We start from the raw sequence: 12,172 nt of genomic DNA, 5'->3' as shown, positions 1-12,172 counted from the left end.
ACTTGCCGACACCGTTGACGCGATCGCATGGAGTCCGGTTCAGGGGATCACCCGCCGGCCCGTCACAGGAACGCCGGTTGCTCACCGTTCCGTATTGCCGAATCCACCGCATTCCGCACCTACCGCTTGCACCGCCCGAGACACGGCAGCAGGCGAAACGTCACGATTCAATCCCGGTTCGGAATCAATCGCCAATACGGACATCGATTATCAATCGATTTTCACCAAGATCGATAATCGGCACCCCACCCCCTCATGAATTCGCATATTTTACCGACCCAACAAGCAATAATTGCAACTTCAAAACAGAACATTATTCGAAAACCATAAAATCATTATTGACTTCGACTTTATCCGAACTTTAGAATCCCCTACGACAGCTTACGTTTCACCTTTCACGCCACACACACACCAACGCCGGCACTGCACCGGGACCCCAGCAGAGAAGTCTTTCACCCCAATCCGGTGCAGTACCTCCTTTTGTTTTCAATTCCGGAATTAACCGCCAACCGGTTATCTCCCATTCAATTCGCCCCTGAAGCACGCCCGGATTAATTCAATAGTTTCCAGGAATTCCGCAATACCGGATGAAGGAGACCGAGCACCCGCTCATTCGATAATTCTCATAAAAATCACCAGTCATCAGGAGGGACATCAACATGCATCGCCTTGCGAAGTCGCTGTGTCTCGGATTCATCTGCGCCGGCCTGCTCGCGGCCTGCAACGACGACGACGTCAAATCGGGCAGCCCGCCGTCGAACGCCGCCGCGCTGTCGTTCCGGATGGACACCGGCGGCCAGATCAACGCGTTCTACCGGCAGGACAAGGTCGCCGCGCACCTGCTGGCGCGTTCGTCGACGAAGCCGCGCCTGCTCGTGGTCTTCCCCGCCGGCAACAGCGGCACGGGGCTCTGGTTCGACGACACCGCGCAACCGGTGAACTGGAGCCTCGACACGCCGCCGTCCGCGCTGTCGGCGCCCGATGCGCATGGCCGCCCGCTGTACGGCATCGGCGCCGACGTGTCGGTGGACACCAACACGCTGACGATCCGCCAGGGCGTGCTCAGCAACGTGCGCTTCCTGCGTGACTTCAACGGCGGCGCAACGATTCCGCAGCAGATCCTTACCGCGCCGACGGTTCAGGGCAGCGCCGCGCAATGGCAACGCGACCGGATCGACGGCGCGCCCGGCTATTCACTGCGCATCACGCTGCGCGACGGCGGCAGCATCGCGCCGGCAGCGGGCGGCAAGCTCGTCCTGAGCGCACCGGCGGGCTCGCACACGCTGCGGCTGCATGTCGATGCGCTGTCGGGCGAGACGCCGTTGTCGCCGATCACGCGCGCCGACCTGCTCGCGCCATCGGTGAACCCCGACCCGGTGAGCCAGAACGTGCTCGAGTTCCTGAGCTTCCACGACAAGCTGCTGGCCGGCTCGTGGCAGTACGACACCTACTTCGGCCGCGACACGCTGATCTCGGTACGCATGCTGATGCCCGTGCTCGAACCCGCCGCGGTCGAGGCAGGCCTGTCGTCGGTGCTGAGCCGGCTGTCGACCGACGGCAAGGTCGCGCACGAGGAAGGCATCGGCGAATTCGCCCTCGTCGACAACCAGAAAAACGGCCGGCCGAACGATCCGACGCCGACCTACGACTACAAGATGATCGACAGCGACTACCTGCTCGCGCCGATCGCGGCCGCGTGGCTGATCGACGATACGCGCGGCCAGGCCCGCGCGGCCGCGTATCTCGCGCAGCGCGGCAGCGACGGGCAGACCAACGGCAGCCGCCTGGTCGTCAACCTGCTGCACGTCGCGACGACTGCGCAGCCGTTCGCGCAGCAGCCGTCGGTCGCGAACCTGATCCACCTGCGGCCCGGCGAGATCGTCGGCAACTGGCGTGACAGCACCGACGGGCTCGGCGGCGGCGTGTACCCGTACGACGTGAACGCGGTGCTCGTGCCGGCCGCGTTGCGCGCGGCGAACGCGTTCCTCACGCGCGGCCTGCTCGATCCGTACCTGGATGCCGGACAGCGCGCGACGCTCGTCAACACGGCAAACCAGGCGGCCACCTGGGAAACGCAGGCGCCGCCGCTGTTCCAGGTCAGCGTGCCGGCCGCGCAGGCAGCCACCGACGTGTCGGCCTATGCGCCGTCCGCGGGCGTGCCGGCCGGCACCGCACCGGGCACGCCGCTGGCGTTCTACGCGCTGTCGCTCGATCAGCAGGGCAACCCGATTCCAGTGATGAATTCGGACGGCGGTTTCGCGCTGCTGTTCGGCACGCCGCCGGACGACGAGCTTCAGCGCATCGTCACCGACGTCACGCGGCCGTTCCCGACCGGGCTCGTGACCGATGCCGGCATGCTGATCGCGAACCCGGCGTATGCGAACCAGGCGCTATGGCCGAAGTTCACGAGTTCCGCGTATCACGGCACGGTGATCTGGTCGTGGCAGCAGGCGATGTGGGTGGCCGGGCTCGATCGCCAGCTCACGCGCCAGGACCTGTCGGCCGCGACACGCACGCTGCTCACGCAGGCGCGGCAGACGATCTGGCAGGTGATCTCGAACGGGCGCGACATGCGCACGTCGGAGATGTGGACGTGGTCGTACGTGAACGGCCAGTACCAGACCGATGCATTCGGCACGCGCAGCGCGGACGCCACCGAGGCGAACGCGGCGCAGCTCTGGAGTACGACGTATCTCGCGATCCGCGATCCGCAGCAGCGCGCGGGCAAGTACTGGTGGCAGGCGTCGCAGCGGATGCAGGATGCTCAGCCGAAGAAGAGCGCGGCGGCCCTGGCGTCGCGGTAACGCATCGCCAGGCGTGTGCTGACCGGGCATGCAAAAGCCCCGGGGGCGTTACCGCCTCCGGGGCTTCGTCAAGGATCGAGGCGCTCGACACAGCCTCTGTACACCCGAGCTGCCGAATGTCCCGCGTCCGGTCACCGGCGCCCGCGTGCCGTGCAAACCCGTGTCACCGCGCCACGACCCGGTTCCGCCCTTCCCGCTTTGCCTGGTACAAGCGTTCGTCGACCACGCGCAGCAACGCATCGACCGTGCTGCCGTCGGCCCCGTATTGCGCAACGCCGACGCTGACCGTCACCTGCACGCGCTTGAAATCGAGCCCGAACGGCGAGCTCGCGATCGACGAACGCACGCGCTCGGCCGTCATCCGCGCGCCTTCGAGCGGCATGTCCGGCAGCAGCGCCATGAACTCCTCGCCGCCGACCCGCGCGAGCCCGCCGGCCGGCCGGATCGCATCGAGGCACTGGCGCACGACGCCGCGCAGCACCTCGTCGCCGATCTGGTGCCCGTACGCATCGTTGATGTTCTTGAAATTGTCGAGATCGAGCGCGAGCAGGCAGAACGGCGTGCCGTCGCGCTCGGCCCGCACCATCTCGCGCTCGACCTGCGCGATGAACTGCCGGCGGTTCGATGCGCCCGTCATCGGATCGGTCGCGGCCATGTATTCGAGCTTCTGGTTCGTGCGCCGCAGCTCCTGCAGCGCGCTTTCGGTGCGCGCCATCGATTCCGACAGCCGGCTCATCAGGTCTTCCTGGCTGTAGATCGCCGAGAACGAGCGCGTCGTCTGGAGCGCCTGCACGACGCCGTAGCTGAGCAGGAAGAAGCCGCCCGCGAAAATCGCGTGCGCGAGCCACCACATGTGATTCCACGGCTTGCCGAGAATGAACGCGAGCGACGACAGCGCGAACGCCATGATCGACACGCCGTAGATCACCATCAGCGGCGAACGGATCCGCCGCGCGAGCAGCACGGCGACGTTCAGCAGCGAGAACACGAGCGCGCCGCCTTCCATCGACAGCCGCGTGCCCAGCGCGCCCGCGATCGGCGAATACGCGATGTACGCCACGACCACGTTGACGATCACGAAGAACACGATCCACGGCAGCCACGTGCGCATGCTCGTGCGCTTCTCGATCCGGTCGGGCGGACGCGAATACGACATCAGGCCCGTGAGCAGCAGGATCGACATCACGAGGCGCGACGCGGGCCCGTACAGCAGGAACAGCCAGATATTGTGATGCGCCATCCCGGTGAAGGCACCGTGCAGCGCATAGATCATCGCGAAGCCGAGAAAGCCAAGTGTCAGCCAGCGCAACAACGGCTCGCCGGACGACCGGTAGCACACCCACGTCACGTAGGTGACGAATGCGCCCTCGAGGGTCGCGGCCGCGATCGCGATTTCATGGAACGCGTGGCTCTCGAATACGGCGTGCGGGTCGCTGAAGAACCACAGATAGGCGATCAGATAAGCAGGCAGCAACGCGAATCCGATCAGCAGGCATTTCGCGTAGAGCCTCGCGGCCGCGCTGACGACGCGCGGCGGTTCCCCGGCTGCATAGGTCGTACTCATTCGGTCCCCGGTCGGTCTGCTGCGTTGGTTCGAACCTTCGCGGCACGGATCACTCGACGCACGATCCGGCCCATCGTGCCGAAAGGCAAATGTCAGAGCAAGTATAGGTGGGGCAATTCGTTTGACAAGTAAGGGGAAACGGCATTGCGCGGCGCACGCCTCTTGCTTCCCGATTGTTTCGAATGGTGGTTCAGTCGCGCCGATTCGTGTCGCGGCCGCCGGCCTCGCCGAAGCGAAACCGCGGCCGCACCCTGCCAAAGATCAGAGGATTTCGAACAGGCCGGCCGCGCCCTGCCCGCCACCGATGCACATCGTGACGACCACGTACTTCACGCCGCGCCGCTTGCCTTCGATCAGCGCATGGCCCGTCAGGCGCGCACCCGACACACCGTACGGATGGCCGACCGCAATCGCGCCGCCGTTCACGTTCAGGCGATCCTCAGGAATCCCGAGCGTGTCGCGGCAGTACAGCACCTGCACCGCGAACGCTTCGTTCAACTCCCAGAGGCCGATATCGTCGACCTTCAGCCCGGCCTGCTTCAGCAGCTTCGGCACGGCGAACACCGGGCCAATGCCCATCTCGTCCGGCTCGCAACCGGCCACCGCGAAGCCGCGGAATACACCGAGCGGCTGCAGCCCTTCACGCTGCGCGGCGTCGGCGCTCATCACGACGCAGGCCGACGCGCCGTCGGAGAACTGGCTCGCGTTGCCGGCGGTGATCACGCCGCCCGGCACGGCCGACCGGATCTTCGACACGCCTTCGAGCGTCGTGTCGGGGCGAATCCCTTCGTCGGCCGACACCGTCACTTCCTTCGTGAACAAGCGGCCCGTCGCCTTGTCGGCGATGCCCGCGAGCACGGTGATCGGTACGATCTCGTCGCGAAAGCGCCCGGCTTCCTGCGCGGCCGCGGCCCGCAGTTGCGACTGCACGCCGTACTCGTCCTGCCGCTCCTTCGAGATGCCGTAGCGCTTCGCGACGTTCTCGGCCGTCTGCAGCATGTTCCAGTAGATCTCGGGCTTGTGCTGGACGAGCCAGCCTTCCTGGATCATGTGGTGGTTCATCTCGTTCTGCACGCACGAGATCGATTCGACGCCGCCCGCGACATACACTTCGCCTTCGCCCGCGATGATCCGCTGCGCGGCCAGCGCGATGGTCTGCAGCCCCGACGAGCAGAAACGGTTCACCGTCATCCCCGGCACCGTCACGGGCAGCCCCGCGCGCAGTGCGATCTGCCGCGCGATGTTCGCGCCGGTCGCGCCTTCGGGGTTCGCGCAACCCATGATCACGTCCTCGACGCGTGCGGGGTCGAGCTTCGCGCGCTCGAGCGCGGCCGCGACCACGTGGCCGCCGAGCGTCGCGCCATGCGTCATGTTGAAAGCACCGCGCCAGGATTTCGCCAGTGGCGTGCGGGCGGTCGATACGATTACGGCTTCGGTCATGCGAGTCTCCTTCGGTCCTGCTTCAAGTCCTGAATCGAATGGGAAGGCGCTACGCCGCCGGGCGCGCGCCCGCGGACGTCACATGCGCGACACCCGCTGCCTGCATCTGCTGCCATGCGTGGGCGAGCGACCCGTTCAGGTCGATCGCGCGGCACGCATCGTTGATCACCGCGGCTTCGAACCCGGCCGCGCGCGCATCGAGCGCCGACCACGCGACGCAATAGTCGGTCGCGAGCCCGCAACACCACACGCGCTTCGCGCCCAGCTCGCGCAGATAGCCCGCGAGCCCGGTGCGCGTCGTGCGGTCGGCTTCGACGAACGCGGAATAGCTGTCGACCTGCGCGTCGCCGCCCTTGCGGATCACGAGCCGCGCATGCGGGATGTCGAGATCGCGATGCAGCGCCGCGCCGTCGGTGTCCTGCACGCAGTGCACCGGCCACAGCACCTGCTCGCCGTATGGCAGCGCGAGCGTGGAGAACGGTTCACGGCCCGGATGGTTCGCCGCGAACGACACGTGCTCGCGCGGGTGCCAGTCCTGCGTCAGCACGACCTGGTCGAAGCGTTGCGCCAGCGCGTTGATCACCGGCACGACGGCATCGCCGTCGGGCACCGCGAGCGCGCCGCCCGGCATGAAGTCGTATTGCACGTCGATCACGAGCAGTACGTCGTCGGTGCGTTTCATTGCGTTTCTCCGGGTATGCGTCGCGCCGCGATCCGGCGCGTCAGCCGTTGAACCCGCGGCCGGCCTTCGCGAGCTCCGCGATCGACGGCGCGAGCTGCCATGCGTCGCCGTTCGGCGCGGCCGCGTAGCGACGAATCGCGCGCTCGACGTTGTAGAGGCCGACCACGTCCGCGTACAGCATCGGGCCGCCGCGCCACAGCGGGAAGCCATAGCCGGTCAGGTAGACCATGTCGATGTCGGACGCCTTCGACGCGATCTTCTCCTCGAGGATCTTCGCGCCTTCGTTGACGAGCGCGAATACGAGCCGCTCGACGATCTCGTCGTCGCCGATCTTGCGCCGCTCGACGCCGCGCTCCTTCGAATACGCGACGACCAGCTCGTCGACGAGCGACGACGGCTTTGCCTTGCGCTCGCCCGGCACGTAGTCGTACCAGCCGGCGCCCGTCTTCTGGCCGAAGCGGCCCTGCTCGCACAGGCGGTCGGCGATCTTCGAGTATTGCAGGCCGGGCTGCTCGACGTAGCGGCGCTTGCGGATCGCCCAGCCGATGTCATTGCCGGCGAGGTCGCTCATCCGGAACGGGCCCATCGCAAAACCGAACTTCTCGATCGCGCGGTCGACCTGCGCGGGCAGCGCGCCTTCCTCGAGCATGAAGAGCGCCTGGCGGATGTACTGCTCGATCATCCGGTTGCCGATGAAGCCGTCGCACACGCCCGACACGACCGCCGTCTTGCGGATCTTCTTCGCGACGGCCATCACGGTGGCGAGCACGTCCTTCGCGGTCTGCGCGCCGCGCACGACCTCGAGCAGCTTCATCACGTTCGCCGGGCTGAAGAAGTGCATGCCGACGACGTCCTGCGGGCGCTTCGTGAACGCCGCGATCTTGTCGACGTCGAGCGTCGACGTGTTCGACGCGAGGATCGCGCCCGCCTTCGCGACTTCGTCGAGCTTCGTGAACACCTGCTCCTTCACGCCGAGTTCCTCGAACACGGCCTCGACGATCAGGTCGGCGTCCTTCAGGTCGTCATAGGACAGCGTCGGCGTGATCAGCGCCATGCGCGCATCGAGCTTCTCCTGCGTGAGCTTGCCCTTCTTCACCTGCGCGTCGTAGTTCTTGCGGATCGTCGCCACGCCGCGCTCGAGCGCGTCCTGCTTCGTCTCGAGCAGCGTGACCCGCAGGCCTGCGTTGACGAAGTTCATCGCGATCCCGCCGCCCATCGTGCCCGCGCCGATCACGCCGACGCGGCGGATCTCGCGCAGCGGCGTATCGGCCGGCACGTCGGGAATCTTGCTCGCCGCGCGCTCGCCGAAGAACGCATGCCGCAGCGCGCGGCTTTCCGGCGTCATCATCAGCGCGACGAAACCCTCGCGCTCGGCAACGCTGCCCTTGTCGAAGCCGTGCAGCACGCCGGCCTCGACCGCGTCGATGCATTTGTGCGGCGCGGGGAAATTCGGTGCGGCGGCCCGGGCCGAATTGCGCGCGAACTGGATGAAGCCCGCTGCGTTCGCATGGTCGATCTTGCGATCGCGCACGCGCGGATGCGGCCCGTTCTGCGCACCGACCTTGCGCGCGAACGCGACGGCCGCATCGAGCAGGTCGCCGTCGGCCATTTCATCGAACAACCCGCTCTTCGCGAGCTGCTCGGACGGCACGGGCGCGCCCGACACGATCATGTTCAGCGCGGTTTCGAGCCCCACCGCGCGCGGCAGGCGCTGCGTGCCGCCCGCGCCCGGCAGCAGGCCGAGCTTCACTTCGGGCAGCGCGACCTGCGCGCCGGGTGCCGCGACACGGTAGTGCGCGCCGAGCGCGAGCTCGAGGCCGCCGCCCATCACGACGCTGTGCAGCGCCGCGACGACGGGCTTCGCGCTCGCCTCCACCGCGCGAATCACGGTGTGCAGCGTCGGCTCCTGCAGCGCCTTCGGCGTATTGAATTCGGTGATGTCGGCGCCGCCCGAGAATGCGCGTCCCGCGCCGGTCAGCACGATGGCCGTGACCGACGGGTCCTGCGCGGCGCGATCGAGCGCGTCCATGACGCCCTGACGGGTCGACAGGCCGAGCCCGTTGACGGGCGGATTGTTGAGCGTAAGAACGGCCACGCCGTCGCGAGTCGAGTAATCCACTGCCATCTGCCTGCCTCCATGCATCGCGCGCCGGGGTGGCTGCGCTTCATTGTGCGCGGTCGAACAGCCGCATGTCCGAATGAACTGAGGCAGCATACAACGAAAAAGCACGGTCGTTCAATTTGAATTTTGTTCCCGATCCGGGGACGGATCGGGCGACCGCTTTGCGGGCCGCTTCCGGCCCGGGCCCGGCGTTACGGCTCGCACACCACCGTGGGCAACACGTAATCGCGGAACGTCTCGCGCAGCTTCAGCTTCTGCAGCTTGCCGGTCGCGGTGTGCGGCAGCGATTCGACGAACACGACGTCGTCGGGAATCCACCATTTCGCAACCTTGCCGTCGTAGAACGCGAGCAGCGCGTCACGGGTCAGGTTCGCCCCTTCGCGCGGCACCACGACGAGCAGCGGGCGCTCGGTCCATTTCGGGTGCGCACAGGCGATGCAGGCCGCCTCGGCCACGCCCGGGTGCGCGATCGCGACGTTCTCGATGTCGATCGAGCTGATCCACTCGCCGCCCGACTTGATCACGTCCTTGCTGCGGTCGGTGATCTGCAGGAAGCCGTCGGGGTCGATCGTCGCGACGTCGCCGGTCGGGAACCAGCCGTCCGACAGCGGCGACGTATCGCCGCGAAAGTAGTGGTCGATCACCCACGGGCCGCGCACCTGCAGTTCGCCGAACGCGACGCCGTCCCACGGCAGCTCGTGGCCGTCCTCGCCGACGATGCGCATGTCGACGCCGCAAATCACCCGCCCCTGCTTCTCGAGCAGCTTGCGCTGCGCGTCGAGCGGCCGCTGCGATTGCGCCCAGTTGAGCTTCGCGAGCGTGCCGAGCGGCGACAGTTCCGTCATCCCCCATGCGTGGATCACGCGCACGCCGTATTCGTCCTCGAAGGTGCGCAGCATCGCGGGCGGGCACGCGGAGCCGCCGATCACCGTGCGGTTCAGCGTCGAGAAGCGCACGCCGGCTTCGCGCATGTAGTTGAGCAGGCCGAGCCACACGGTCGGCACGCCCGCGGAGAACGTCACGCGCTCGGCTTCCATCAGCGCGTACAGCGATTTCCCGTCAAGGTCCTTGCCGGGCAGCACGAGCTTGCCGCCCGTGAGCGGCACCGCGTACGGCAGCCCCCACGCGTTGACGTGGAACATCGGCACGACGGGCAGCACGGCGTCCATCGAGGACAGGTTCATCGCATCGGGCAGCGCGGCGCCGTACGCGTGCAGCACGGTCGAGCGGTGCGAATACAGCACGCCCTTCGGGTTGCCGGTCGTGCCCGACGTGTAGCAGAGCCCCGACGCCTGCTGCTCGTCGAGGCGCGGCCAGTCGTATCGGCCGTCCTCCGCTTCGACCAGCGTTTCGTAGCAGAGGAACGGCGTCGTGCCGGACGGCAGGTGCGCGGCGTCCGTCATCGCGACCCAGCCCTTCACGTGCGGGCATTGCGGCGCGATGGCATCGACGAGCGGTGCGAAATTGATGTCGAAGAAGACGTATCTGTCTTCCGCGTGATTGACGATGTACGCGATCTGCTCGGGGAACAGGCGCGGGTTGATCGTGTGGCACACGGCGCCCATGCCGCCGATCCCGTAATACGCTTCCAGATGCCGGTAGCCGTTCCACGCGAGCGTGCCGACGCGATCGCCGGTTTCGACGCCGAGCCGCGCGAGCGCCTGCGCCAGCTGCTTCGCGCGGCGTTCGCAATCGCGGTACGTGTAGCGATGCAGATCGCCTTCCACGCGCTTCGACACGATCTCCGTGTCGCCGGCATGCCGAGCGGCATGAGAAATCAGCGAGGACACCAGCAACGGCATGTCCATCATCTGGCCCAGCAACGGCTTACCCATCGTCTTGTTCTCCGTGAGGATGCGAATCGGTGCCTCTGCAGCGCGCCCGTCAGCGGCCCCGGACGGGCGTGGCGCACGGTGCGCGGGCCACCATGCGGGCGGCGCGGCGCCGCCTTACAATATCGGCTTACCCAGAGGCGCTCAACATGTCGTTTTCCCGAAGCGCAGCCGATCCGGCTGACACCCTCCCCGACCTCGCCGCCACGCTCGGCGAGCCCGCCGTCGGCGCGTTCGTCGCGCTCGGCGACGCGTTCCATACGCGGCTGCCGGCCGCGCCGCTTGCCGCGCCGTACGTCGTCGGCTTTTCCGGCGAAGTCGCGCAACTGCTCGACCTGCCGCCGTCGATCGCCGCGCAGCCCGGCTTCGCCGAGCTGTTCGCCGGCAACCCGACGCGCGACTGGCCCGCGAACGCGATGCCGTACGCATCGGTGTATTCCGGCCACCAGTTCGGCGTGTGGGCCGGCCAGCTCGGCGATGGCCGCGCGCTGACGATCGGCGAGCGCACCGGCACGGACGGCCGCCGCTACGAGTTGCAGCTGAAAGGCAGCGGCCGCACGCCGTATTCGCGGATGGGCGACGGCCGCGCGGTACTGCGCTCGTCGATCCGCGAATTCCTGTGTTCGGAAGCGATGCATCACCTCGGCATCCCGACCACGCGCGCACTGACGGTGATCGGCTCCGACCAGCCGGTGGTGCGCGAGGAGATCGAGACGTCGGCCGTCGTCACGCGCGTGTCGGAGAGCTTCGTGCGCTTCGGCCACTTCGAGCACTTCTTCTCGAACGATCGCCCCGACCTGCTGCGCCAGCTCGCCGATCACGTGATCGACCGCTTCTATCCGGATTGCCGCCGCGCCGACGATCCGTACCTCGCGCTGCTCGAAGCCGCGACGCTGCGCACGGCCGATCTCGTCGCACAGTGGCAGGCCGTCGGCTTCTGCCACGGCGTGATGAACACCGACAACATGTCGATCCTCGGCGTGACGATCGACTACGGCCCGTTCGGCTTCGTCGATGCGTTCGACGCGAACCACATCTGCAACCACTCGGATACGAGCGGCCGCTATGCGTACCGGATGCAGCCGCGCATCGCGCACTGGAACTGCTACTGCCTCGCGCAGGCGCTGCTGCCGCTGATCGGGCTGCAGCACGGCATCGCCGACGACGATGCGCGCGCCGAGCGCGCGGTGGACGACGCGCAGGCCGTGCTCGCGAAATTCCCGGAACGTTTCGGCCCCGCGCTCGAACGCGCGATGCGCGCGAAGCTCGGCCTCGAGCTCGAACGCGAGAACGATGCTGAACTCGCCAACAAGCTGCTCGAGACGATGCATGCGAGCCACGCGGATTTCACGCTGACGTTCCGCCGGCTCGCGCAGATCTCGAAGCACGACGCGAGCCGCGATGCACCGGTGCGCGACCTGTTCATCGACCGCGACGCGTTCGATGCGTGGGCGAACCTCTACCGCGCGCGGCTGTCCGAGGAAACACGCGACGACGCGGCACGCGCGGCCGCGATGAATCGCGTGAACCCGAAATACGTGTTGCGCAACCATCTGGCCGAAGTCGCGATCCGGCGCGCGAAGGAAAAGGATTTTTCGGAAGTCGAGCGGCTCGCACAGATCCTGCGCCGGCCGTTCGACGAACAACCGGAGCATGAAGCGTACGCGGCGTTGCCGCCCGACTGGGCTGGTTCGCTCGAAGTGAGCTGCTCGTCCTGAGCCCCAACCC

At 67.1% G+C, this 12,172-nt stretch carries 7 protein-coding genes; 2 read left to right on the top strand and 5 right to left on the bottom strand.

All coding sequences use genetic code 11. The features are described 5' to 3' along the window. Positions 1 to 659 precede the first annotated feature (659 nt). Positions 660 to 2,804, top strand: coding sequence for a hypothetical protein (locus tag BCO18175_RS05085; protein ID WP_174979776.1), 2,145 nt, complete (start codon positions 660 to 662; stop codon positions 2,802 to 2,804). A gap of 163 nt (positions 2,805 to 2,967) precedes the next feature. Here the strand turns inward: BCO18175_RS05085 and BCO18175_RS05080 are convergent, their stop codons facing one another. The 5 genes from BCO18175_RS05080 to BCO18175_RS05060 form a co-directional block, all read right to left on the bottom strand. Continuing rightward, positions 2,968 to 4,368 (bottom strand): GGDEF domain-containing protein, encoded by a 1,401-nt coding sequence (locus tag BCO18175_RS05080; protein ID WP_174979774.1) that lies wholly within the window; start codon positions 4,366 to 4,368, stop codon positions 2,968 to 2,970. Between the two features lie 261 nt (positions 4,369 to 4,629). After that, entirely contained in the window at positions 4,630 to 5,808 is a 1,179-nt protein-coding gene (locus BCO18175_RS05075; protein ID WP_174941187.1) for an acetyl-CoA C-acyltransferase, read from the bottom strand. A gap of 49 nt (positions 5,809 to 5,857) precedes the next feature. Continuing rightward, positions 5,858 to 6,490, bottom strand: coding sequence for a bifunctional nicotinamidase/pyrazinamidase (pncA, locus tag BCO18175_RS05070; protein ID WP_046545910.1), 633 nt, complete (start codon positions 6,488 to 6,490; stop codon positions 5,858 to 5,860). A gap of 40 nt (positions 6,491 to 6,530) precedes the next feature. Further along, positions 6,531 to 8,615, bottom strand: a complete 2,085-nt coding sequence (locus BCO18175_RS05065; RefSeq protein ID WP_174979772.1) for a 3-hydroxyacyl-CoA dehydrogenase NAD-binding domain-containing protein — start codon at positions 8,613 to 8,615, stop codon at positions 6,531 to 6,533. Between the two features lie 188 nt (positions 8,616 to 8,803). After that, on the bottom strand, positions 8,804 to 10,447 hold the full coding sequence (locus BCO18175_RS05060; RefSeq protein ID WP_174979770.1) for a 3-(methylthio)propionyl-CoA ligase: 1,644 nt from the start codon (positions 10,445 to 10,447) through the stop codon (positions 8,804 to 8,806). Between the two features lie 146 nt (positions 10,448 to 10,593). Here BCO18175_RS05060 and BCO18175_RS05055 point away from each other — a divergent pair, with 146 nt between their 5' ends. Further along, positions 10,594 to 12,162, top strand: a complete 1,569-nt coding sequence (locus BCO18175_RS05055) for a protein adenylyltransferase SelO (protein ID WP_174979768.1) — start codon at positions 10,594 to 10,596, stop codon at positions 12,160 to 12,162. Positions 12,163 to 12,172: the final 10 nt, after the last annotated feature.

Origin of the sequence: Burkholderia lata (assembly GCF_902499335.1) — a bacterium.
Classification (GTDB): Bacteria; Pseudomonadota; Gammaproteobacteria; order Burkholderiales; family Burkholderiaceae; genus Burkholderia; species Burkholderia lata_B.
This window is presented reverse-complemented; position numbering and strand designations above follow the sequence as displayed.

Bases quoted from the DNA above. Each gene is read 5' to 3' on its own strand.
- BCO18175_RS05055 (WP_174979768.1), top strand. From the start codon at position 10,594: ATGTCGTTTTCCCGAAGCGCAGCCGATCCGGCTGACACCCTCCCCGAC.
- pncA (WP_046545910.1), bottom strand. From the start codon at position 6,490: ATGAAACGCACCGACGACGTACTGCTCGTGATCGACGTGCAATACGAC.
- BCO18175_RS05075 (WP_174941187.1), bottom strand. From the start codon at position 5,808: ATGACCGAAGCCGTAATCGTATCGACCGCCCGCACGCCACTGGCGAAA.
- BCO18175_RS05080 (WP_174979774.1), bottom strand. From the start codon at position 4,368: ATGAGTACGACCTATGCAGCCGGGGAACCGCCGCGCGTCGTCAGCGCG.
- BCO18175_RS05065 (WP_174979772.1), bottom strand. From the start codon at position 8,615: ATGGCAGTGGATTACTCGACTCGCGACGGCGTGGCCGTTCTTACGCTC.
- BCO18175_RS05060 (WP_174979770.1), bottom strand. From the start codon at position 10,447: ATGGGTAAGCCGTTGCTGGGCCAGATGATGGACATGCCGTTGCTGGTG.
- BCO18175_RS05085 (WP_174979776.1), top strand. From the start codon at position 660: ATGCATCGCCTTGCGAAGTCGCTGTGTCTCGGATTCATCTGCGCCGGC.